General features: G+C 71.2%; 23 protein-coding genes. 10 read left to right on the top strand and 13 right to left on the bottom strand.

Annotated elements, in window-relative coordinates; translation table 11 throughout:
* Positions 1-2: 2 nt before the first annotated feature.
* A complete protein-coding gene (locus Ade02nite_RS30410; RefSeq protein WP_203771408.1) occupies positions 3-1952 on the top strand; it encodes a beta-galactosidase in 1950 nt (649 codons plus the stop codon).
* Between the two features lie 106 nt (positions 1953-2058).
* On the opposite strand, the gene Ade02nite_RS30415 is transcribed toward Ade02nite_RS30410, so the two are convergent.
* Complete coding sequence (locus tag Ade02nite_RS30415; RefSeq protein ID WP_203771411.1) at positions 2059-2517, bottom strand: RICIN domain-containing protein; 459 nt, start codon at positions 2515-2517, stop codon at positions 2059-2061.
* 198 nt (positions 2518-2715) lie between these two features.
* Complete coding sequence (gene ligD / locus Ade02nite_RS30420; protein WP_203771413.1) at positions 2716-3840, bottom strand: non-homologous end-joining DNA ligase; 1125 nt, start codon at positions 3838-3840, stop codon at positions 2716-2718.
* Positions 3841-4064: 224 nt separating this feature from the next.
* Here ligD and Ade02nite_RS30425 point away from each other — a divergent pair, with 224 nt between their 5' ends.
* Both Ade02nite_RS30425 and Ade02nite_RS30430 read left to right on the top strand, forming a co-directional pair.
* Entirely contained in the window at positions 4065-5279 is a 1215-nt protein-coding gene (locus Ade02nite_RS30425) for a cation:proton antiporter (RefSeq protein ID WP_203771415.1), read from the top strand.
* 42 nt (positions 5280-5321) lie between these two features.
* Positions 5322-5768 carry a CBS domain-containing protein gene (locus Ade02nite_RS30430; protein WP_203771417.1) on the top strand — a complete coding sequence of 149 codons (447 nt, stop codon included), beginning with the start codon at positions 5322-5324 and terminating at the stop codon, positions 5766-5768.
* On the opposite strand, the gene Ade02nite_RS30435 is transcribed toward Ade02nite_RS30430, so the two are convergent.
* Complete coding sequence (locus tag Ade02nite_RS30435; protein ID WP_203771419.1) at positions 5765-7054, bottom strand: ArsB/NhaD family transporter; 1290 nt, start codon at positions 7052-7054, stop codon at positions 5765-5767. The genes Ade02nite_RS30430 and Ade02nite_RS30435 overlap by 4 nt on opposite strands.
* A gap of 184 nt (positions 7055-7238) precedes the next feature.
* Here Ade02nite_RS30435 and ku point away from each other — a divergent pair, with 184 nt between their 5' ends.
* Complete coding sequence (gene ku / locus Ade02nite_RS30440; protein ID WP_203771421.1) at positions 7239-8231, top strand: non-homologous end joining protein Ku; 993 nt, start codon at positions 7239-7241, stop codon at positions 8229-8231.
* Here ku and Ade02nite_RS30445 read toward each other — a convergent pair.
* Genes Ade02nite_RS30445 through Ade02nite_RS30455 form a run of 3 tightly spaced genes read right to left on the bottom strand, consistent with a single transcriptional unit; the run spans position 8228 to position 11172 of the window.
* Complete coding sequence (locus tag Ade02nite_RS30445; RefSeq protein WP_203771423.1) at positions 8228-8929, bottom strand: TetR/AcrR family transcriptional regulator; 702 nt, start codon at positions 8927-8929, stop codon at positions 8228-8230. The genes ku and Ade02nite_RS30445 overlap by 4 nt on opposite strands.
* A gap of 3 nt (positions 8930-8932) precedes the next feature.
* Positions 8933-10096: a hypothetical protein gene (locus tag Ade02nite_RS30450; RefSeq protein WP_203771425.1), complete on the bottom strand. Its 1164-nt coding sequence runs from the start codon at positions 10094-10096 to the stop codon at positions 8933-8935.
* A gap of 14 nt (positions 10097-10110) precedes the next feature.
* Positions 10111-11172 (bottom strand): helix-turn-helix domain-containing protein, encoded by a 1062-nt coding sequence (locus Ade02nite_RS30455; protein WP_239169186.1) that lies wholly within the window; start codon positions 11170-11172, stop codon positions 10111-10113.
* A gap of 238 nt (positions 11173-11410) precedes the next feature.
* Here Ade02nite_RS30455 and Ade02nite_RS30460 point away from each other — a divergent pair, with 238 nt between their 5' ends.
* The 5 genes from Ade02nite_RS30460 to Ade02nite_RS30480 all read left to right on the top strand — a co-directional run bounded on the left by Ade02nite_RS30460 (position 11411) and on the right by Ade02nite_RS30480 (position 16175).
* On the top strand, positions 11411-11626 hold the full coding sequence (locus Ade02nite_RS30460) for a hypothetical protein (RefSeq protein WP_203771427.1): 216 nt from the start codon (positions 11411-11413) through the stop codon (positions 11624-11626).
* Positions 11627-11709: 83 nt separating this feature from the next.
* Positions 11710-12228: a GNAT family N-acetyltransferase gene (locus Ade02nite_RS30465; RefSeq protein WP_203771429.1), complete on the top strand. Its 519-nt coding sequence runs from the start codon at positions 11710-11712 to the stop codon at positions 12226-12228.
* Positions 12225-13178 (top strand): NAD-dependent epimerase/dehydratase family protein, encoded by a 954-nt coding sequence (locus Ade02nite_RS30470; protein ID WP_203771431.1) that lies wholly within the window; start codon positions 12225-12227, stop codon positions 13176-13178. The genes Ade02nite_RS30465 and Ade02nite_RS30470 overlap by 4 nt, the downstream gene beginning before the upstream one ends.
* Before the next feature lie 30 nt (positions 13179-13208).
* On the top strand, positions 13209-14753 hold the full coding sequence (locus tag Ade02nite_RS30475; RefSeq protein ID WP_203771433.1) for a non-homologous end-joining DNA ligase LigD: 1545 nt from the start codon (positions 13209-13211) through the stop codon (positions 14751-14753).
* 33 nt (positions 14754-14786) lie between these two features.
* Complete coding sequence (locus Ade02nite_RS30480) at positions 14787-16175, top strand: FAD-dependent oxidoreductase (RefSeq protein WP_203771435.1); 1389 nt, start codon at positions 14787-14789, stop codon at positions 16173-16175.
* 41 nt (positions 16176-16216) lie between these two features.
* On the opposite strand, the gene msrA is transcribed toward Ade02nite_RS30480, so the two are convergent.
* From msrA to Ade02nite_RS30500, 4 genes are all read right to left on the bottom strand, one after another.
* Positions 16217-16717, bottom strand: a complete 501-nt coding sequence (gene msrA, locus Ade02nite_RS30485; protein ID WP_203771437.1) for a peptide-methionine (S)-S-oxide reductase MsrA — start codon at positions 16715-16717, stop codon at positions 16217-16219.
* A 69-nt stretch (positions 16718-16786) separates the two neighbouring features.
* Positions 16787-17809, bottom strand: a complete 1023-nt coding sequence (locus Ade02nite_RS30490; RefSeq protein WP_203771439.1) for an NAD(P)-dependent alcohol dehydrogenase — start codon at positions 17807-17809, stop codon at positions 16787-16789.
* A complete protein-coding gene (locus tag Ade02nite_RS30495) occupies positions 17806-18309 on the bottom strand; it encodes a DUF4334 domain-containing protein (protein WP_203771441.1) in 504 nt (167 codons plus the stop codon). The genes Ade02nite_RS30490 and Ade02nite_RS30495 overlap by 4 nt, the downstream gene beginning before the upstream one ends.
* A gap of 795 nt (positions 18310-19104) precedes the next feature.
* A complete protein-coding gene (locus tag Ade02nite_RS30500; RefSeq protein ID WP_203771443.1) occupies positions 19105-19635 on the bottom strand; it encodes an RBBP9/YdeN family alpha/beta hydrolase in 531 nt (176 codons plus the stop codon).
* Between the two features lie 38 nt (positions 19636-19673).
* On the opposite strand from Ade02nite_RS30500, the gene Ade02nite_RS30505 reads away from it, so the two are divergent.
* Positions 19674-20663, top strand: coding sequence for a hypothetical protein (locus Ade02nite_RS30505; protein WP_203771445.1), 990 nt, complete (start codon positions 19674-19676; stop codon positions 20661-20663).
* A gap of 197 nt (positions 20664-20860) precedes the next feature.
* Here the strand turns inward: Ade02nite_RS30505 and Ade02nite_RS30510 are convergent, their stop codons facing one another.
* From Ade02nite_RS30510 to Ade02nite_RS30520, 3 genes are all read right to left on the bottom strand, one after another.
* Entirely contained in the window at positions 20861-21292 is a 432-nt protein-coding gene (locus tag Ade02nite_RS30510) for a TIGR03618 family F420-dependent PPOX class oxidoreductase (RefSeq protein WP_203771447.1), read from the bottom strand.
* 56 nt (positions 21293-21348) lie between these two features.
* Positions 21349-21525 (bottom strand): hypothetical protein, encoded by a 177-nt coding sequence (locus tag Ade02nite_RS30515; RefSeq protein WP_203771449.1) that lies wholly within the window; start codon positions 21523-21525, stop codon positions 21349-21351.
* Positions 21526-21594: 69 nt separating this feature from the next.
* Positions 21595-22920: a dihydrolipoyl dehydrogenase family protein gene (locus Ade02nite_RS30520; protein ID WP_203771451.1), complete on the bottom strand. Its 1326-nt coding sequence runs from the start codon at positions 22918-22920 to the stop codon at positions 21595-21597.
* Between the last annotated feature and the right edge of the window lie 16 nt (positions 22921-22936).

The following is a 22936-nucleotide window of genomic DNA, read 5'->3' on the forward strand; positions in this document are numbered from 1 at the left end:
CAATGCCGATCTGGTACGGCGGGGACTACAACCCGGAGCAGTGGCCACGCGCGGTGTGGGACGAGGACGCGGCGCTCATGCGGGAGGCGGGCGTCAACCTGGCGACCGTCGGCGTCTTCTCGTGGTCACGGCTCGAACCGCGCGACGGCGAGTTCGACTTCGAGTGGCTCGACGTGGTGCTCGGCAAGCTGCACGCCGCCGGCGTCCGCGCCGACCTGGCCACCGCCACGGCGTCGCCCCCGCCGTGGCTCACCCTGAGGCACCCCGAGATGCTTCCGGTCACGGCCTCGGGCGTACGCCTGTCGACCGGCAGTCGCCAGCAGTACTGCCCCAGCTCGCCGGTGTACCGCCGTTACGCGGCCCGCCTCGTCCAGGCCCTGGCCGATCGCTACGGCTCCCATCCGGCCCTCGAGATGTGGCACATCAACAACGAGTACGGCTGCCACGTGAGCCGGTGCTATTGCGACGTCTCGGCCGAGGCGTTCCGGGCGTGGCTGCGCGCCAGGTACGGCACGATCGACGGGCTCAACGACGCGTGGGGCACGTCCTTCTGGTCGCAGCGCTACTCGGCGTTCGAGGAGGTCTTCCCGCCGCGCGACGCGCCCACCTTCAAGAACCCGGCCCAGCTGCTCGACTTCGACCGGTTCACCTCGCACGAACTTCTGGAGTGCTTCCGCGCGGAGAAGGCGATCCTGCGCGCGGCCACCCCGGACGTGCCCGTCACCACCAACTTCATGGGCCTGTTCAAGCCCGCGAACTACTGGGAATGGGCCGCGGAGATGGACTTCGTCTCCGACGACAGCTACCCCGATCCGGCGGACGACAGCGCCTACCTGCACTCGGCGATGACCCGCGACCTGATGCGCTCGCTCGCCGGCGGCAAGCCGTGGGTGCTGATGGAGCAGGCGCCCAGCGCCGTCAACTGGCGCCCGCAGAACGCGGCGAAGCTCCCGGGCCAGATGCGCGCGTGGTCCTACCAGGCGATCGCCCGCGAGGCGCGCGGCATCATGTTCTTCCAGTGGCGCCAGTCCGTCGCCGGCGCCGAGCAGTTCCACTCCGGCATGCTCCCGCACAGCGGCACCGACACCCGCGTGTGGCGCGAGGTCAAGGCGCTCGGCGCCGAGCTGGCCGAGCTGTCGGACGTGCTGCCGTCCACAGTGGCCGCCCCGTCCGTCGAGGTCGCGATCGTGCTGGACTGGGAGAGCTGGTGGGCGCTGGAGCAGGCGGCCCGGCCCAGCCGGCTGAGCTACGCCGCGCAGATCTCGGGGTGGTACCGCGCCTTCGCCGAGGCCGGCGTCCGGGTGCGCTTCGTGCGCGCGGGCGACGACCTGAGCCCGTACCGCGTCGTGGTGGCGCCGGCCCTCTTCCTGGCGGCCGACCAGGACCTGGAGAACCTCGACTCGTACGCGCGAGGCGGCGGCACGCTCGTCGTGACGTTCCAGAGCGGCATCGTCGACGAGAAGCTGCGCGTGCGCGCCGGCGGCTACCTCGGCCCGCTCCAGCGCACGCTGGGCCTGTGGATCGAGGAGTTCACCCCGCTCGCCGGCCACCCGGCCGCGATCGCCGGCACGGTCACCTCGACGTCGCAGACCTGGAGCGAGGTCGTACGCCTCACCGGCGCGACGGTCGAGTCCGAGTTCACCGAGGGGCCCGCCGCCGGCGGCCCGGCCATCACCCGCAACGGCACCGCCTGGTACGTGGCGGCCGACCTCGCCGCCGACGGCAAGGCGGCGCTGGCCGAGACCCTGCTGGGCCGGCTCGGCCTCGGCCTGCCCCGCCCGGCGCCCGGCGTCGAGCGGGTGACCAGCGGGTCCGACACCTACGTCATCAACCACAACCCGGCGCCGTACGTGGTCGAGCTCGACGGCACCGACCTACTGACCGGCAAGCCGGCGCGCGGCCTCTCCCTCCCGCGGTACGGCGTGGCCATCGTCCGGGCCGTCACACCGTGACCGCGCCGGTTGGCGGGCCGTGATGGCCCGGGAGCGAGACGGATGCGGAGAGACCCGACCGCCCGCGGTGCGGTCACCGCGGGCGGTTCCTCGGGCTGCTGAGCCGCTACGAGCGCCGGATCTTCTCCCATTGCTGGTACAGGCCGCCGTTGCATCGACCCGCGTACACATGTCCCTGGAAGTTGCTGTCGAGGCAGTAACCGTTGTTGACATTCGTCAGGTAACCACTGCCGAAGGTCCACATCTGTAACGTCGTGAAATTGTCGCACGGCATGGCGTTGACATAACTGAGCACTCCGGCCATCAGGCAATTTCCGGTGGCCGCGTTCTTGTGATTCCGGAAATTGGTGCTCATGGGCTTGTCCTGCCAGTTCTGATAGAGCCCGTTGTTGCAGGACATCGTGTAGACCTGCCCGAGGCCGTTGCTGTCCAGGCACATGCCGGTTGCGAGGTTGCGCCAGCTGTTCACCTGGTCGGCGGCGTGCGCCGGCGCGGCGACGCCGGCGACGATCAGCGCGGTCGCGATGAGCGGGAGCGCGGCTCGGCGTACGAATTTCGTCATCATCGGAGTTTCCTTTCGGTCGCATTCTCCTCGGTCCGAGAACACTGAACCGCGATGCCCGTGGCCGCGCCAATCGCCTCGGCGACAGCAAATCCACTGAAGGCCGACGTATCAAAACCGGCGAATGCCCGTCGTGGCCGGGCCGGAGAAGGCGCCGGCCGGGCACGGCGCGACCGACCTGGACAGGGCGATCACCTTCGGTCAGGCGGCCTCGGTCAGGTCCGCCAGGTCGACGCCGGCCTCCGCCAGCACGAGCCGCACGTCGTCGAGGGCGAGGCCGTCCACGACGGTCGCGCCGTGCACGATCCGGTACCACTGGCGCCCGTCGCGCCGGACCGCCTCCACCCGCCACGCCGCGTCCGGCGTCATGACCGTCCCGGTGATCTCCTCCCGCTCGCGGTCGGGGCGCAGGCCGCGCCAGGAGGCGTGGCGGAGGCGGCCGTCGACGGTCCAGTTGCGGAAGGCGACCTCGCCGACGAGAGACGGCTGCACCCAGCGGGCGTGGCGGGCGTGCTCGCGCGGCACCCCGGCGACGGGGGCGGTGGCGCGCCGGGTGGGCTCGAGCCGGGTCAGGAGCTGGTGCAGCACGGCGTCGGTGAATCCCGTGCCGACCTGGCCCGCGTACCGGAGCCGCTGATCCTGATCGGGCACGGCGAGCAGAAGGGAGCCGATCGTGCCGGCGCGGCGGCCCTCGCCGGGCTCGTAGCCGATGATCAGCACCTCCTGCGTGCGGATCAGCGGCACCTTGGTCCACTCGGCGGAGCGGCGTCCGGGCCGGTAGACGCCGTCCTGGCGCTTCGCGACGACGCCCTCGAAGCCGGCCAGCCTCGCCGCGTCGAGCACGCGCGCGCCGTCGGCCTCCGGGAAGTTGGCGGGCGTTCGCACCACGGCGCCGTCCAGGCGCAGGTCCGCGAGCACTTCCCGGCGCCGCCGGTAGGGCAGCTCCATCAGGCTCTCGCCGTCGAGCTCGAGCAGGTCGAACACGTAGTAGCGGATCGGCACCGACCGCAGCAGGGACACCGGGGGAGCGGCCACGTGCATCCGGTTCTGGAGCAGCGCGAACGACGGGCGCCCGTCCTCCAGCGCGACGATCTCGCCGTCCAGGATCGCGGTCCGCCCGCGCAGCAGCGTGGCGACCTCGGCGAGCTCCGGGTACGTGCCCGTGACGTCGTTGTCGTTGCGGGTCAGCGCCCGGACCTCGCCGTCGGCGGCGTACGTGATCGCGCGAACGCCGTCGTACTTGTACTCGAACGCCCAGCCCGGCCCCGCCGGCATCGGCCCCAGCGCGGCGAGCATCGGCCGGACGAGCTGCCCGTCGGAACTCATCCGACCGAGCTACCCCCGCCGCCCCGCGTGATGCCCCCCGACCAGGAATTACACAGCGGTAGTTCGCCGGGCGGGCGACGGCGGTGGTGACGCTCGCCGATTGCCGTCGGCTGTCACCTTGCGCGGGGGCCGCCCACCGGGTGGACTTGCCGGATGCGCCTCGCCCAGGACCGCGGTGCCCGCGCCCGGCCCCGCGCCGTGACCGCGCGGAGCGGGGCGCGCTGATGCTGCTGCTCGCCTTCGCCGTCGTCCTGCTGCTCGCGGTCCTGGTCTCCGCGCTGGCGAAGCGGACGATCCTGTCGACCGCGGTGCTGTTCCTGGTGGCCGGTTTCGTGCTCGGTCCCGGCACGACCGGCGTGCTCGACGTGCAAGCGGACTCACCGATCGTGTCCACCCTGGCGCAGCTGGCGCTGTTCGCCGTGCTGTTCACCGACGGCATGCGCGTGGGCTGGGCCGACCTGCGCTCCGCGTGGCGGCTGCCCGGCCGGGCGCTGGGCTGGGGGCTGCCGCTCACCCTGCTGGTGACCGCGCTCGCCGCCCACTACGTCGCCGGGCTGGGCTGTGCGGAGTCGCTGCTGATCGGGGCGATCCTGGCGCCGACCGACCCGGTGTTCGCCTCGGCTCTGGTGGGCAACGACAAGGTCCCGGCGCGGCTGCGGCACCTGCTCAACGTGGAGTCCGGCGTCAACGACGGGCTGGCGCTGCCGTTCGTCATCGTCTTTCTCGCCGTGGCCTCGGGCTCAGACGACCTGCACCTGGGCGAGCTGGCGCTGGAGGTGTCGCTCGGGCTGCTGGTCGGCGTGGCGCTCCCGGTCGTGGCGATCCTGCTCGAGCGCAGCCGCCTGTTCGCCGCGTCGACCGCCTACGAGCCGCTCAACGCGTTCGCCATCGGGCTGCTGGTGCTCGCGGTGGCCGAGGCGACGCACGCCAACCTGTTCCTGGCGGCGTTCTCCGCCGGCATCACGGTGGCGACGTTCGGGCCGCGGCAGCGGGCGGCGTTCGAGCATTTCGGCGAGAACATCGCGGAGCTGTTCAAGCTGGCCGCCCTGCTCGTCTTCGGGGCGCTGATCTCGCTGGAGTTCCTCGCCGAGATCTCCTGGACCGGGTGGGTGTTCGCGTTCCTGGCCATCTTCGTGGCCCGGCCGGTCGCGCTCTGGCTGTCGTTCCTGCGCTCGGGCCTGGACCTCAAGGAGCAGGCGGCGGCGATGTGGTTCGGGCCGAAGGGCTTCGCCTCGGTCGTGTACGGGCTGCTGGTGCTCGACTCCGGCATCACCGCCGCGGATGAGATCTTCCACCTGGTCGCGCTGACCATCGTCGTGTCGATCGTGCTGCACTCGTCGACGGACGTGGTGGTCGCCCGGTTCTTCGACGACGAGGCGGACGTGCCCGCCTGGCACGGCGTGCTGCGCCGCACGATCCGCTCGGCGAAGCCGCGCTGAGCCGCGCACGCGTATCGTGGTCGAAGGTGTGAGGAGGCGCAGGTGCACGCGCGTGATGTGGCTGTCTCGATGAGCACGGTGGCCGAGAGCCTGCCCGCCCGGGAGGCCGTGCGGGTGCTCGCCGCCCAGGATCTGCCGGGTCTCGTGGTGGTCGACGGCAAGGGGCGCCCGCTGACGGTGCTCGCGGGCACCCAGGTCCTGCGCATGGCGCTGCCGTCGTACTGTCAGGACGACCCGGCCCTGGCCCGGGTGATCGACGAGGACGCCGCCGACGTCGTCCTCGACGGGGTGGGCGACCGGACGGTGGCCGATCTGCTGCCGAGGAAGCGGCCGGAGCTGCCCGCGGTGCGCGGGAACGCGACGGTCCTCGAGGTGGCGTCGATCATGGCCCGGTCGAACGTGCCGCTCGTGGCGGTGGTCGACGAGGCCGGGGTGATGACCGGGGTGATCACCCTGGACGGCCTGCTCGACCGCATGCTCGGCACCTAGAAGAAGCGAAGCCACAGGTACGGCACGGCCAGCGCCACCGAGATCACGGTGACGATGAGGCCGTACTTGGTGAAGCCCCAGAACGTGATCTTGTGACCGGCGCGCTCCGCCAGGCCGAGGACGACGACGTTGGCCGAGGCGCCCACCGCCGTCGCGTTGCCGCCCAGGTCGGCGCCGATGGCCAGGGCCCACCAGAGCACCTGCGCCTTCTCGTTGCCGCCGGACGCGTTCACCAGCTCGCTGACGATCGGGCTCATCGTGGCGACGTACGGAATGTTGTCGATGATCGCCGAAAGGCCGGCCGAGGCCCACAGCAGCAGCAGGGTCGCGGGCCAGAGCTTGCCCTCGACGGCGCCGGTGGCGGCGTGCGCGATCTGGTCGATCACGCCGGTGGCGACCAGGGCGCCGACCATGACGAACAGTCCGGCGAAGAAGATCAGCGTCGGCCACTCGACCTCGCGCGCCACCTCGGTCGCGTCGACCCGGGACAGGGGCAGCAGGAGCAGCCCGCCGAGCAGCGCGACCACGGACGGCTCGAGGCCGAGCACGGTGTGCAGGGTGAAGGCCACGAGCACGGCGCCCAGCACGCCGAGGCTGAGCACGGCCAGCCGCGGATCCCGGATGGCGTCGCGCTCGCGCAGGGCCATCACCTTGGCGGCGCGCTCGGCGTCGTACCGGAACGCCTTGCGGAACATGATGCGGCACAGGACCAGCAGGACGACGAGCACGACCAGGACGAACGGCGCCAGCACGGCGAGGAAGTCGTTGAAGCTCAGGCCGGAGCGGCTGGCGATGATGATGTTGGGTGGGTCGCCCACCAGCGTCCCGGCGCCGCCGATGTTGGAGGCGAAGACCTCGGCGATGAGAAACGGCACCGGGGGTACGCCGAGCCGGTCGCACACGAGCAGGGTGACCGGCGCGACAAGCAGCACGGTCGTGACGTTGTCGAGCGCGGCGGACACCACGCCGGTGACGACGACGAGGATCACCATGATCGGGAACGGGCGGGCGCGTGCCTTCTTGGCCGACCAGATGGCCACGAACTCGAACAGCCCCGTGCGTTTGAGCACGCCGACGATCAGCATCATGCCCAGCAGCAGGAAGATGACGTTCCAGTCGATGCCGGCGTCCTCGGAGAAGAAGGCGTGCTCGGCGTCGGTGGCACCCAGCGCCAGCATGATCGCCGCCCCGCCGAGGGCGACGGCCACCCGGTTGATCTTCTCGGTGGCGATCAGGACGTACGCCGCGACGAACACCGCCACCGCGATCCAGGCGATCGTGCTCACGCGTGCCTCCGGTTCCGCCCAGCCCTCACCGATCGCCGACCAGACTTCCCGGCACACCTAAGATCAACCTAGCAGCGGCGCCGCCGGTCCTGAACCATCCCGGGCCGTGCCGGCAGCGGATCGGGCCGGCAGCGGATCGGGCCGAGGGCGGTTCGGAGCGTGCGCGGGCGGGTACCGCAATGCCATGGCGCGACCGATCTGGACAGGGGCGATCACCTTCGGGCTGGTGTCCGTGCCGGTGGCGATGTACTCCGCCACGCACGAGCACGAGGTCAGCTTTCACCAGTTCGAGAAGGGCACCGGCGACCGCATCCGCTACAAGCGGGTGAACGAGCGCACGGGCAAGGAAGTCGACTACGACGACATCGTCAAGGGCGCCGACGTGGGCGGCGGCGACTACGTGATGCTCGATCAGGAGGAGCTCGACGCCGTCGCGCCGGGCCGGTCGCGCAGCCTCGACATCGACCGCTTCGTCGAGCTGGACGACATCGACCCGATCTACTACGACCGCACCTACTTCCTCGGCCCCGGCAGCGAGGAGACCGCGAAGGTCTACGGCCTGTTGCGCGACGCGATGGCGGATGCGAACCGTGCGGCGATCGGCACGCTCGTCATGCGGGGCAAGGAGTACCTGGCGGCGATCCGCGCCGACGGCGACCTGCTGATGCTCCAGACGATGTACTTCGCCGACGAGGTCCGCGACCCGAAGGAGCAGATCGACGAGCTGCCCCGGCGCAACGCGGCCAAGCCGGCCGAGCGGCACATGGCCCAGCAGCTGATCGACTCGATGGCCGGGCGGTGGCGTCCCGCGGACTTCCGCGACACCTACACCGACCGGGTCAAGAAGCTGATCGACGAGAAGAAGGCGGGCAAGGAGGTCACCCCGGCCGCCGAGGCTCCCGAGCCGACCGCCGCCACCGACCTCTTCGAGGCGCTCCGCCGCAGCGTCGAGGCCGCGAAGAAGGGCCGCGCGGCAGCGAAGACGAAGGGCAAGCCCGCCTCGTCCGCACGGAAGACTGCCGCTTCCGGCAAGGGGAGCAAGGCCGCCGACCTCAAGGACTTGCCGAAGGGTGAGCTGCTCAAGCTGGCCCGCGACCTCGACGTCCCCAAGCGCACCACGATGAGCCGCGCCGAGCTGGAGAAGGCGGTCCGAAAAGCTCGGCGTGCGGCAGCCTAGGGCTCGTCGATCCGTTCGAGCCAGCGGTCGAGCAGCGCCGCCTCGGCGGGTTCGAGCTTCTCCGTACCGGACAGCGAAAGCCGCGACCGCAACTGGCGCGCCGCAGCCCGCACCGGATCCTGCCCGATCGGCTCCCCGGCGCCGGCCAGGACCGCTCCGAAGACCGCGTCGCGGGCGCGGTGGGACAGCGCCGGGTCGTCGAAGAGCTCCGGCTGGGCGATGAGGCTGAGCGCCACCCCGATGTTGGCCGGCAGGATCAGCTGGGCGGCCAGCCTCGGCGTGGTCGTCAGCGCGCCCGCCGCCGCCGTGCGCACGAGGGTCGCCTCGAGCAGTTCCAGGATCCGCCGGTGGGCCGTGGAGTTGGCCCGCGGCCGCGGCGCGAACATGAGCTGGTAGAGCGCCGGATTCTCCGCCGCGAACGCCATGTGGTCGTCCCAGCCGGCGTACATGTCGGCGACCGGGTCGTCGGTGACCTCCAGGCCGGCCTTGCGCCTCGCGTAGCGCTCGAAACCGGCGTCCGCGACCGCGTCGAGCAGCCCACGCTTGTCGCCGAAGAGCCGGTAGAGCACCGGCTGCGTCACCCCGGCCTCCTCGCACACCGCCCGTGTCGCGATGTCCCCGTCGGCTGCCGCCGCCAGCTGCCGCTCGGCCGCCGCGATCAGCGCCGCCCGGACGTCAGCGTCCTCCGCTCTCTGCATGAATCAATGATACGCCGCGACGCTAACATCGATCTGACTGAGGCTTTCGTGCGCCTTCGACGCCATCACGCGGCCGGGCATGTCGAACCGGCGCGCGAAATCGGCCGGATCGCCGCCCAGCGGAAGCTGCACGAGGAACTTGCGCCACCTCTCCAGGTCGGCCTGCCACGCCTCCATGAAGTCCTCGCAGAGCCGGTGCGTGATGGCGGCGCTGCGGCCGCGGGCGGCCTCCAGCGAGCGGCGCATCCGCCGGTGCTCCGCCGAGCCGTCCAGCTCCCCGATGACCAGGTCGATGAAGCCGCGACGGCGGAACAGCGCGTCACCCCAGTAGGCACTCTGCGCGGTGCTGATGTTGCGGCCCGAGTCGAGCAGCCAGAAGAGGCCCTCGGCCAGCGTGTCCCCGAGCTCCTCGGCGGCAGCCCGTGCCGGATTGGCGAAGGGATCGTAGCTGCGCTGGCGCATGGTGCCGGCGCGGGCCGCGCGGAAGGGCACCCCGTCGCCGAGAAGATAGAGCCAGTCCTCGTTGTAGATGGAGGGGTGGAAGGACTCGGTCCGGAGCGCGTCGACGATCATCGCGCCGCCGCCGATGAACGTGCCCTGCCGCCCGCCGACCGCGCGGTAGGCGTGGCAGACCACGGAGTTGTCGTGGTAGCCGCTGTTGGCCAGGCCCACCGCGCGGAAGCGGTCGACCAGCGCGGCCGCCCGGTGCAGCTGCTCCGGCTCCTCGACGTGGATGTCGTCGTCGAGGAACAGCACCCGCCGCCAGCCGAGCCCGCGCGCGAGGACCAGCCCGAGGTTGCGCTTGAGGCTGAGGTCGCTCGTCGTGCCGAAGCCGTTCGCCCGCAGCAGCCGGTCGGTGTCGAAGGACGGCAGCAGGCGGGCGAGCGTGCCGTCGACGCCGACGGTGAGCACGGCCGCGTCCAGGTGGCCGGCCAGCCGAAGCGCCTCCTCGGGCGCGGACGCGCGGCTGCACAGCGCCACCACGGGGACGCCGATGGCCTTGCCCACCTCCATGGCGTGCCGCAGCGCGCCCGCCGGCCAGGCGGTCGGGACGATGATGGCGTCGAGGCGCGCCGTCGCCTCCAGCCCGGCCACGTCGACCTCCTCGAGAAGGTGGGCGTGGGAGCCGTGATGCAGGCTCTCCATGGAAGCGTCGACTGTGGACACGCCGCGGAGCATAGTCAGGCCTTCGGCCACGCGTGCAGGACGGTCTTCGGGGCCGTCCAGTCCGGTGTCGTCACCACGCCGGTGAGGACCTGCACCCGGAAGAGCAGGCTGAAGGCTTCCTTGCCGGCGAACCGCTCGGTGAGGTATCCGGCGTTCTTGTCCCGGAAGACGTCATGCGTGAGGGTGCGCACCGCGCCGTAGACGCCGCTGCCGTACATGCCGTTGCATACGGTGATGGTCTTCTCCCGGTTCAGCGGATTGGGTGCCCGGAAGAAATGACCCACGTCCTCCACCAGAGCCCGGTCCTCTCCCTCACCCTCGAACGCTGGGGTGAACGACTCGGTCTCGTCGTCGGTGACGACCCGGAAGCAGCCACGGCTGGGGTCGTCGTCGTCGGAGTGCTGGGTCACCGGCACGTCGGTCAATCGCATGGCGACCTGTGTCGCCTTGTTCCAGTCGATGCCGCCGAGCAGGACGAGGTGCTTGGTCCAGTCGGTCTCGCGCATGTCCCAGGCGCTGGCCCACTGCACCTCGAGATCGGGATTGACGGCCCGCAGGTGCCCGTGGAGCTCGAAGAGCGAGTCGAGGTCGGCGAGGCGGGACAGCTTGGAGCGGTCGGGGTCGATGTCGAGCTGCGGCTCGCCCTTGCCGGGCTCGGCGCAGACGATCATGATCGGCCCTTCCTCGTAGAACCAGGGGCCGTGCCCGACGATGGTCGGCGGCGCGGCACGCTTCGAGGTCGTGGCGGCCTCGCGCAACGCGCGCAGCTCCCGGGCGATCCTGGCGCGCGCCGTGGTCTCGTCCGCGGTCAAGTCTCGCTCGTCGATCAGCCGGTAGGGGCTCGATTCGACCGATCGCCTGGTGCAGAAGAACGTCGCGATGGCGTCGATGCGCTCCTCGGGCGGCAGCTCGGTGCCGTTCTCCCATGACGAGATGAGCGAAGCGCTCGTCTTCTTCCGCTCCGTGAGCGCCTTCGCCAGTTGCACCTGGCTGACCTTCACCTCCGGCGCCCACGACGAGCGCAGCGATTGCAGCCGCTCCGCCAAGGTCCGGCCGGGGTCCCCACCAGTGGACACTCCAGCACCTCCAGAAGAGTTCACTGTACTACAACTGTGTAGTCCTACAGCGTCGCCGGGAGACTAACAACCTCGCCGCCCACCAGCGAAAGCGACGCGCTCGTGAATGAATGCCGTCTCTCACGTTCCAGCGGCGTCCAGCTGTTGCTCCGCCGATGTACAGCAACCTACAGTGAAGTCACTGGTACTACAGGTAGACCGAGGTGTAGATCCCGGTCGACGTGTAGAGGAGGCCTCGATGGGCCAGCTTGCCGCAAGCACCTACTCCCAGGATCTGGGCGCCGCCGTCGCGGCGCTCGTCGTTCTCGCCGCCGTCCTGGCCGCCGCGTGGGCGGTCGTCTGGGCCGTGTTCGTCGTCATCCGCGTGGGCGCCAAGCAGCGGGCCGCCGTCGCCGTCACCCTCACCACGGCTGTCGTCGCGGTCGTGGTCGCCATCGGCCTGCTGCATCGCTGACACCGGGGCGCCGCCGTCGTCCATCGACAGCGGCGCCGCGTGGCGGCACGATCACCGGAGGGCGGCCGATCGGGAGACCTATGGTGAGCGACGAAGTGTCGATAAGGACGGCGTCGGACGAGGATGTCCGCAAGCTCGTCGACAACCGGAACGATCGGCATTACTTCCTCGATCACCTCGACCGGGACCGGGGCATCATCCTCTTCGCCTTCCGGGGCGAGGCGCTCGCCGGCTACATCTTCCTCCGGCTCGCGCCGGCCGAGGAGCCCGAGCTGCGCGCGGGGCTGCCCGGCGTACCGCTGCTGCAGCACCTGCGCGTGCTCGACGGTCACGAACACTACGGGGTCGCGCGGACCCTCCTGAGCGAAGCCGAACGTCAGCTCGCCCTGCTCGGCTTCCACCGTGTCGCCCTCGGTGTGCATCCCTCGAACGAGCGGGCCATCGCCCTCTACCAGGGCCTATCCTTCACCGCGTGGCGAGAGGAGCACCTACCCACGTTCCACGTCGAGGTGCTCGACGACGACAGCACCGAGCGTAGTGACGACGTGTGTCTCGTCTTGGTGAAGCACCTGGAACGACTGCGCTGGATGGGGCGACGTTGACCTGGATCGTGACCGGGGGAGCCGGGTACATCGGCGCGCACGTCGTCCGGCTGCTGAGCGGCCGGGGCGACGTGGTGGTCCTCGACGACTTCTCCACCGGCCGCCCGGAACGCCTGCCCGGCACCGTGACCGTGGTCCAGGGCTCGGTGACCGACCCGGACGACCTCGGCCGATTGTTCGCGCGGGTGCGGGCCACCGGCGTCATCCACCTGGCCGCCTCCAAGGCCGTGCCGGAATCGACGGCGGCCGGTGACCCGTTCTGGCTGAGCAACGTGGGCGGGGTGCGCATGCTGGTCGAGGCGATGGCCGGGGCGGGCGTCGGCCAGTTGCTGTTCGCCTCCTCGGCGGCGGTCTACGGCGACACCGGCCGCGATCGGGCCGGGGAGCGCAGGCGGCCGCGTCCGGTCAACCCGTACGGCGTCACCAAGCTCGAGGGGGAGCGCATCCTCGGCGCGGCGCGGCTCAGGTCGCTGGCACTGCGCCAGTTCAACGTCATCGGTGCCGGTCCGCACCCGTCCGCGGCGGACACCGGACCGGCGAGCCTGCTTCCGGCGGTGTTCCGGGCGCTGACCGAGGGCACCAAACTGGTCGTACGGGGTGACGACTACCCGACGCCCGACGGCAGCGCGATCCGCGACTACGTGCACGTGCGCGACGTCGCCCACGCGTACCTCCGGGGTGTGGAACTGCTGTCGCGTCGCCCGTCGTGGCCGGCGCGCCGGCACGCGGTCGTCAACGTGGGCAGCGGCCGGGGCACGTCGGTGCTCGACCTCGTCGGGCTGGCCGGGCGCGTGGCGGGCGCGGAGGTGCCCTTCCGGGTGGGGGAGCGGCGACCCGGCGACGCCGCCGAGTCGGTCGCCGACGTGGGCCGCGCCCGGCGGATGGGCCTGGGGCCGCGACACTCGCTGGAAGAGGCCGTGTCGTCCGCGTGGAAGTCGTGGCGCAGGTGAGCCGGGCGCCGCTCGGGGTATCAGACAGGCATGCCACAGCCCGATCAGCTGGCGCCCTACCGGCGCAAGCGTGACTTCAGCCGTACGCCGGAGCCCTCGGGGGCCCCGGCCGGCGCCGCGGACGGCGTGCGCCGGTTCGTGGTGCAGCGGCACCGGGCGCGGCGGCTGCACTACGACTTCCGGCTGGAGATCGACGGGGTGCTGGCCAGCTGGGCCGTGCCCAAGGGGCCGACGCTCGACCCGAAGGCGCGGCGGGCGGCCTTCCACGTGGAGGACCATCCGCTGTCGTACTTCGACTTCGAGGGGGTCATCCCGGCGGGCCAGTACGGCGGCGGGGACGTCATCGTGTGGGACGCGGGCACGTTCGAGCCGCAGGGCGATCCGGGGCGGGCGGTCGCGGACGGCGAGCTGCACATGGACCTGCACGGCGAGAAGCTGCACGGGCGGTTCGCGCTGGTGCGCACCCGGCGGGGCGGCAGCGGCAAGCAGGAGTGGCTCCTGCTGCACAAGCGCGACGAGTACGCGGTGGAGGGCTGGGACGCCGAGGAGCACCCGCGCTCGGTGCTGAGTGGCCGCACCAACGACGAGGTCAGGGCGAACCCGGACCGGACCTGGCGCGGGGACCTGCCGCACGCCGACGCGGCCGAGGTGGCGGCGCTCGACCGGATCGGCGCGCGGGGCACGTGGGAGATCTTCGGGCGCGAGCTGCGGGTCACCAACCTCGACAAGGTGCTCTTTCCGGCGAGGGACGCCGAGGACCCGGTCACCAAGCGGGACTTCCTGCGGTACGCGGCGAGCGTCGCGCCGGTGCTCACGCCGTACCTGCGGGGCCGTGCCCTGAACATGCACCGCTATCCGAACGGCGCCGGCACGAAAGGCTTCTGGCACAAGGAGTTGCCGGCGCACGCGCCCTCGTGGTTGCCGCGATGGGTCAATCCGGAGGCGGATCCGGGGGAGACGCGCACCTATCTGGTGGTCGACGAGCCGGCGGCGCTGGTGTGGGCGGCGAACTTCGGCGCGCTGGAGTGGCATCCGTGGACGTCCAAGGTGGACGCGCCGCACGCGCCGACGTACGCGCTGATCGACCTCGACCCCGGGACGAGCACCTCGTGGGAGGACGTGCTCGCGCTGGCCCGGTTGCACCGCACGGCTTTCGAGCACCTCGGGGTGACGGCGCGCGCCAAGGTGACCGGGCGGCGCGGCATCCAGATCTGGGTGCCGATCGCGGTGGGGCCCGGCTTCGACGAGACACGGGCCTGGGTGGAGCAGCTTTCCCGTACGGTCGGCGCGGTCGTGCCGGAGCTCGTGAGCTGGAAGTGGCAGAAGAGCGACCGGGGCGGCCTGGCGCGGCTCGACTACACGCAGAACGCCATCAACCGCACGCTCGTCGCGCCCTACAGCCCCCGGCCCGCGGCGGGTGCGCCGGTGTCGGCGCCGATCGAGTGGGACGAGCTGGACGATCCGGGGCTGCGGCCGGACGGCTTCACCATGCGCGATGTCCTGACCCGGCTGGAGGAGCGCGGCGACCTCTTCCGCGACGTGCTGGACCGTCCGCAGGAGCTGCCGCCTATCTGATGCTTATCAATATTTACCGCTATCGTGTGGCGCATGTCCGCCGCACGCCGCTTCGCCGTCATCTCGTCGTCCGAGTCACCGAAGGACCAGAAAGCGTTGTTCCGGCGGGCGGTGGTGGTGGGCGGGAGCGTCGCCGGGCTGATGGCCGCCCGGGTGCTCAGTGACCACGCCGAGGACGTCGTCGTCATCGAGCGCGACGACCTGACGGCCCTCGGCGCCGGCGTCCGGCCCGGCGTTCCGCAGGGAAATCAGGTGCACGCGCTGCTGCCGTCGGGCCAGCGTCAGCTGGAGCGCTGGTTCCCCGGCTTCGTCGAGGAGGCGCTCGCCGAGGGCGCGGTGACGCCGCCGCGCGGCACGAACCGCTTCTATCTGGACGGTCAGCTCCGCCAGGACCCGCCGTCGGGGCCCGCGGCGGCGCAGGGCATCGTCTCGAGCCGGCCGTTCCTCGAGGCGCTGATCCGGCGCCGGGTGCTCGCGATCCCGAACGTGCGCCCGGTCGCCGGGCGCGCCGAGGGGTTGCTGATGGACGGCGACACGGTCACCGGCGTGCGCTACGTCGCCGAGGGGGACAACACGGTCACGGGGCAGAAGGCGGACTTCGTCGTGGACGCCACGGGACGGTCGAGCCGGCTCGGTGACTGGCTGGACGCGTACGACTTCCCGAAGCCCCCGATGCGGCGCATGGCCATCAAACTGAACTACGCGACGGCGCTCTACCGGCGCCCGGCGGACCCGGACGTGTGGACGTGCATCTCGATCGCCAACCCGGGACCGGGGCGCACGGCGCGGATCGGCGGCTTCACCCCGATCGAGGGGGGCCGCTGGACCCTGCTGGTCTCGGGATACGACGCCGACCGCCCGGGGCGCGACGCGGACGAGTTCCGCGAGCGGTGCGTGCGCGACTTCCCGCCGGAGTTCGGCGAGGTGGCGACGAAGGCCGCGCTCGAGGGCGAGGTGCACACGTACCACCAGGCGGACAGCCGCCGGCGTGACTTCCACCGGCTGCGCCGCTTCCCGGCCCGCCTCGTCGCGGCGGGCGACGCGGTGGCGTCGTTCAATCCCGTGTACGGGCAGGGCATGACCTCGGCGATGCTGCACGCGTCGTGCCTGTCGGAGTACCTGCGCGGCGACCCCGATCTGAGCCGCCCGGCGCGTGCCTACTTCGCGGACGTGAAGGTGGTCGTCGACGCGGCGTGGCAGGTCTCCACGATGGCCGACCTGGCCCTGCCGCACGTCGACGGCCCGTACCCGGCCGGCTACCGGGCGATCCGCTGGGCGAGCGGCCTCATCTTCAAGGCGTCGATGCGCGACCAGGCGGTGAACCACCGCCTGGGCCAGGTGACGACCATGCTCGCCCATCCGAGCGCGCTGACGAGCCCGCGCTTCCTGGTGCGGGCTCTCAGCATCGGCGCCCGCGCCTGAGCTCTCTGCCGCGGGCGCCTCCCTCGGGCGGCGCCCTCCGATCAGGCGCGGCGGGGCAGCTTCCAGTTGGGGCGGGGGAAGTGGCAGGTGTAGCCGTTCGGGATGCGCTCCAGGTAGTCCTGGTGCTCCGGCTCGGCCTCCCAGAACGGGCCCGCCGCCGTCACCTCGGTGACCACCTTGCCCGGCCACAGCCCCGACGCCTCGACGTCGGCGATCGTGTCCTCGGCGACCTTCTTCTGCTCGTCACTCGTGTAGAAGATGGCCGACCGGTAGCTGGTGCCCACGTCGTTGCCCTGACGGTTGAGCGTCGTCGGGTCGTGGATCTGGAAGAAGAATTCGAGGACGTCCCGGTACGACGTCACCGCCGGGTCGTAGATGATCTCGATGGCCTCGGCGTGGCCGTCGTGGTTGTAGTAGGTCGCGTTCGGCACGTTGCCACCGGTGTAGCCGACCCGCGTCGAGATCACCCCGGGGCGCTTGCGGATCAGATCCTGCATACCCCAGAAACAGCCTCCGGCGAGAATCGCCTTCTCCGTGGCCATGGCGCACACCTCATTCGTCGGTTGTCCCCAGCATTACCCGCCGGCGCCGCCGGGGCACTGTCATATCGCTCACCTGAACGTCAGAACGGGCTTGATAGTTCCGCTCCGGGCAGCGATCTCGATCTCATCGAACGGGAACTCGGTGATCAGCCGCTCGACCGGCAGGCGCCCCTGGCGGTGCAGATCCACGAGGTACGGGATGAAGCCCGCCGGCGTGGCATCGCCCTCGATGACGCCACGCAGCCGGATGCCGTTGTAGAGGACCGTCGCCAGGTCGAGCTCGGCCCGCCCGACCAGCCCGACCAGCGCCAGGGTGCCGCGCCGCCGGAGAGCACGAAGCCCCTCGTCGATCACCTCGGGCCGCCCCGTCGTGTCGACGACGTAGTGAACACCCGCTAACTTCCTGTCCACGGCTCCCAGCTCAAGCGCTAGATCACGTCGTTCCGCCACCCGGTCGACCACCAACACTTCGCACCCGGCGGCAACCGCGGCCATGACCGCGCTCAGCCCGACCGCGCCCGCGCCCAGCACCGCGACCGTCTCGCCCTTCTCCGGCCGCAGAACGGTGAAGACCGTCCCCGCGCCGGTCTGCACGCTGCACCCCAACGGCGCGGCGAGGGCCGCCGGAAGGCCGGCCGGAACCTTGACGGTGTTCGACTCGTACGCCAGCGCGTAGGTCGCGAAGCTCGACTGCCCGAAGAAGTTGCCGTACACCGCCCGTCCGCCCCGCGAGTGCGGCGTACTGCCGTCGCTCCGGGTGCCCCGTGCGTTCAGATCACTGCGCAGGCAGTACGCCGGATGTCCCGCCCCGCACTGCTCGCAGGCCCCGCAGCTCCGGAACGTCAGGCACACCGTGTCCCCGGGCGAAACGGCGCTGACCTCCGCGCCGACCGCCTCGACCACGCCGGCCCCTTCATGCCCGAAGACCATCGGCGTCCTCGTCCACCCCCGCCGCATGGCAAGGTCCGTATGGCAGATCCCGGCCGCCGTGACCCGCACGAGGATCTCGTCCGCCCGCGGCTCTTCCAGCTCCACGTCCGCGACCACGAAGGCCCCGCCCGGCTCCTCGACCACCGCCGCCCGGATCCTCACGTTTCCTCCCCGTGCGCGGCCCGCGGAGCGGTTTCTTCCCTCTGGAGCAGGAAGTAGTAGTGCCGCCCGTTGTCGAGCACGCCCTTGCCGTTCATCACCCCCAGCAGGGTCGAGTCGTCGACCCGCTTGAAGTGGTCGAGCACCGGCCGGCCGTCGTAGACCATCGTGGCCGTCGCCTCACCCCGGAACTCCACCATCCACAGGCTGGCCCCACCCTTGGCCATCTCCTCGTTGGCGAACAGCTCGCCGTTCTCGTCCCGGCACACCAGCGGCGTGACCTCCGTGAGCGAGGCGAACGTCTTGCCGTGCCACCGTGCCCGCTCCAGCTGCCCTTCGAAGCTGTGCCCGCTGACAAACTCGCTGCCGGCCCACGCCCCCAGGATCTCCTCGGGCCGGACGGGCGGAAGCACACCCCAGATCGCGTCGAGCTCCTCGATCGTCACCTTGCCGCCGGCCGCGCGAACGGCCTTCAGCCGGTCGCGCCCCTCACTGGCATCCATACCACGGCCACCTCCTTGTTGGCGTCACGCCAATAAGCTCTCAGCTGGCCGCATCGATAGCAAGTTAACGACTATTCTCATGTCGCTGGCCACGAATGGAAAGGTCCACAGCATTCGACGAGCCGCCAAGTTAGCCGCGGTTCCCCTGATGTGTACGAGCGGAGCATCGGGCATGCGGAGCTAGGTTCCGGACCGTCGTGGTGCGTCGGGCCTGGTGGTGTGCTGGGGCCGTCGGTGCGTTGGGTCTGGTGGGAGCGTTGGCCTGGTGGGTGTGTGTTGGGCCTGGTGCGTGCGTTGGCCCTGGTGCGCTCGGCCCGGTAGTGCACTGGTCGTGCGCTGGGCCCCGGTAGTGCGCTGGGCCGCGTAGCGCGCTGGTAGTGCGCTGGGCCCGGGTAGTGCGCTGGGCCCCGGTAGTGCGCTGGTAGTGCGCTGGGCCCGGGTAGTGCGCTGGTAGTGCGCTGGCCTGGTACAGCGCTGGGCACGGTGGTGCGTTCATTTGCCTGGTGCGCAAGGCACAATAGCGCTTCCGACACTGGAGCATATGGGGCACGGTGATGTGCAGCACGCAATGATGTGTTACGCACGGCATGTGCCATGCAGCAGGCCTCCAGTGCCGTGGGGGTGCGGTGCCTTTGGTGCGCGGTCCGGTGGAACCTTCTCGGCCCTGTGCTGCGTCGAGCGCAATAACGTGTAACGCAGTGATGTGCCTGGTGCGGCAGGGCCCAGCTCTTGGGTGCCTGGGGCCGAGGTGTGGCGGTCCGGGTCCGGCGGGAAATGCTGGTGGCGGTCGCGTGGTCAGGCTATGAGGCGGTCCAGCAAGGGAAACTCGTCGTAGGTCTGGTTGTGGTCGCCGAAGTGGCCGTCGTTGCGGATCAGCTGGGTGCCGCCGACGCGGTCGAACATGGCGCGGCCCTGGGTGGCGTCGCAGCCGTACGGGTCGGTGGCCGAGTTGATGAAGTACGGGTCGCGGACGTTGGCGCGGATGGCGTCCCAGTCGTACGACGAGCGCAGCACGGGCTCGTCGCTCGTGTTGGGCGGGGTGCAGTAGCCGGCGACCAGGAAGGCGCGGTCCACGGCTACCTTCTCGAGGATCGCCAGCAGCAGGGCGGCGCCGCCGGAGTGGCCGACGAGCACCGTGCGCCGGTCGAAGGTGTGTGCGGCGAGCACCCGCGGCAGGAAAGTGTCGATGGGCTCGACGTTGAGGCCCGGGTAGTGCGGCACCTCGACGGTGTAGCCGCGGGCCGCGAGGCGCCCGGCCAGCCAGGGGTACCACGCGACCTCGGGGCTGGCGTCGGTGCCGTGGAAGATGATCGCCCTCTGCTCCATGGGCGGAGGATAAGGCATCGATCTGCGACCATGGGCGGATGTGGCGCGGACGGTGGCTGTCCTATGTGTATCTGGGCATCGGGTTTCTGCTGCTCGTGGCGGCCTTCTTCCTGCTCTACCCGGTGCGTGACACGGAGGGGTTCGGCACCGACCTGCGCATCAACATCGGGGCCAACCTGCTCGACCTGGTGCTCGCGGCGCTCGTCCTGCAACCACTGATTCTCTTCCTCAACCGCAACGCGGTGAAGCGGCGCAACCGCCTCGACTACCGGGCGGTGATCAAGCGGATCGAGGACGCCGCGGACCGGGTGGACATCTGGAAGCACTGGACCGGGCTACTGGAGGCCAAGCACGAACGGGCGTTCACTTCCGCGGTCCTGAAAGCGCTCGAGCGTGGCGTGCGGTTTCGCATCGTGCTGACCGACCCGTCGAGCCCAGCCGCGGCGGAACGGGCGCGGCAGGTGGCGCCCACGGACGCGGTGGCGCTGATGCGGCAGAACATCGAGCGGCTCGACGAGTTCGTGGGGCGAATGCCCGCTAACTTCCGGGACCTGTTCACCGTACGGATCAGTCAGGCAGGACCGGCGCACGCGCTCTACCGCGTGGACGACTGGCTGTCGTACGGGATCTTCCGGGACCGGCGGGTGAGCGAAAGCTCGCAGCGTGAGGTGCGGGTCCGCGGCGACCTGGGTGAGCTGGCGCTGGAGGCCTTCGACAACCGCTGGAAGGGGCCGGGCCTGCTCACCCTCGCCGAGCACGAGCGGATGCCGCTGCGCCTCACGGTCGCCGGCGAGACCGCCGAGCACGAACTGCGGTACGTGCTGTACGAGGGTGAGCACTGGGTCAATGTGAACCCGGCGGCCCTGTCGCAGGCGTTCCACCCCGACCATCAGGTGATCGGCGACGGCGCCCGGCGATACGTGCTGGCCGAGGCGAGCCCGGAGACGCGCGAGCGGGTGGCCGCCCTGTACGCGGCGAAGTACGGCCCGGACCAGGGCGCCGTCCTGCTGCGCCTGATCGGCGCCTAACGGCCGCCGCTCGCCGGCAATCAGCGAATCGGCACGTGGTTCGCGATGCGCGGCTCAGGGGCGCGGTTCAAGGAGGCAGAGTGCGGTTCAGGGAAGCGGGGCGCGGTTCAAGGAGGCAGAGCGCGGTTCAGGGAAGCGGGGCGCGGTTCAAGGGAAGCCGGACGCGGCTCACGGAAGCCGGGACCGGTCCGGGGCGGTCAGTTCGCGTAGACGCGGGACGGGGTGATCAGGACCGCCGTTCGGCGCTGTTCGCGCATGACGTGGTCGTATTCGTCCCAGTTGTCGTGGGTGCCGCCCGCGTTCGTGAAGATCTCGCGGAGCAGCAGGCGCAGGGCCTCGCCGTCGATGTCCGGCCGCGGGTCGTCCGGGCCGGCCAGCTCGGCGCGGCCCTCCACGGCCGCCCACTGCCAGCCGCTGCGGAAGGTCACGGTCACCTGCGGGCGGGCCCGGAGGTTGGCGAGCTTCACCTTGCCGTACGTCACGAAGGCCAGCATCGGCTCGCCGCGGCGGACGATGGCCGTGTTGACCAGCGAGCTCTGGATGGTCTGGTCGGCGCGCAACGTCGACACGACGGCCAGCCCGGTCTCCTGGCGGCTGAGTTCCCAGGCCTGCTCCAGCGTCATCCCCATGAGCCGAACGCTACCCGCGATCGGCCGGCGCGGGGCCGGGGGACGCGGGCCGATCTTTACCAGGCGCCGGCCAGCGACGCCACGCCGCCGACGGCGGTGGCGGCCGTGCATGCGGTCAGCAGGGCAGTGCACAGCTGGTTGGCGCGCCGGTGGGCCGCGGCGCCGGGCTGGTCCAGGTAGGCGGCCAGCACGCCCCACGAGACGGCCAGGCCGCCGAGCACGAAGCCGAACATCGGCACAGCCTGCCGGTCGCGGCCGCACCGGGCCGCCAACGCGCGATGACATGCTGGTGAACAGCGCGATTACTCGCGGTTCAGGCCGTGCAGGGCGGCGACGTAGATCTCGGAGAACGTCGGGAACGGCTGGATCGTGTCGCGCAGGATGTCCAGCGGCACCTTCGCGCGGATGGCCAGGGTCGCTTGCTGGAGCCAGTCGCCTGCCTCCGGGCCGAGGGCGTACGCGCCGGTCAGCACCTCGCCGTCGCTGAGCAGCGTGAGGAAGCCGTTCGAGTCCGCGTACTGCCGGGTGTAGGTGGCGGTCTTGGCGACGTCCTTCAGCTCCACCGTGGAGCTGATCGCGCCCGACGTCGCGCCCACCGCGGCCGCCTGCGGGTCGGTGAAGCTCACGCGCGGCACGGCCGTGTAGTCGGCCTTGCGCGGGCGGCCGGCGATGTTGTCCGCCACCACCTCACCCTGGTATTTGCCGACGTGGGTGAGCATCCAGGCCCCGGTCGCGTCGCCGACGACCCACAGGTTCGGCGCGGCCCGCAGGTGGTCGTCCACCGGGATGCCCTTGCGGCCCGGCACGAGCGTGACGCCGACCGTCTCCAGCCCGATGCCGTCCACCCGCGGGGCCCGCCCGGTGGCCACCAGCAGCCGGTCGCCGCGTAGTTCCCGGCCGTCGTCCAGCACCAGGACGTAGTCGGCGCCGTCCCGCCGCGCCGCCACGGCCCGGCCACCGAGGGCCAGCTCGACGCCGTCGCGCCGCAGCACCTCGGTCAGGGCCGCGCCCAGCGGGGCCGGTTCGTGCGGCAGGACGCGGTCGCCGGGCGCGGTGAGAACGACTTCGCCGCCGAGACGGCGTACGGCCTGGGCCATCTCGACCCCCACCGGGCCGGCGCCGAGGATGACCAGCCGGCGCGGCACCTCGGTCATGCCCGTCACCTCGCGGTTGGTCCAGACACCGTCGAGCTCGCGCAGCCCCGCGATCGGCGGGATGATCGGCGACGCTCCGTTGGCCAGGACGACGTGCTCGGCGGTGTGGCGTGCCCCGTCCACCTCCACCGCTCCCGGGCCCGCGAGCCGGCCCGTGCCGCGCAGCAGGGTGATGCCCGCCGAGGCCAGCCACCGCTCCTGACCCGCGTCCGAGTAGTCGGACACCATGAAGTCCCGCCAGGCCAGCGCCCGCTTCACGTCCACCTCGGCGGCCGACTCCGCGTCCCGCGCCGCCCGCACCGCCTCGCCGGGGCGCAGCAGGGTCTTCGACGGGATGCACGCGTAGTAGGAGCATTCCCCGCCGACCAGGTGCCGTTCGACCAGCGCGACCCGCAGGCCGCGCTCGGCCAGGGCCCCGGCGCAGTGCTCGCCCGGCGAGCCGCCCCCGATCACGATGACGTCGTAGTCGCTCATGCCATGCCCTCCCGCA

The organism is Paractinoplanes deccanensis (genome assembly GCF_016862115.1).
In the GTDB taxonomy this organism is placed as follows: Bacteria; Actinomycetota; Actinomycetes; order Mycobacteriales; family Micromonosporaceae; genus Actinoplanes; species Actinoplanes deccanensis.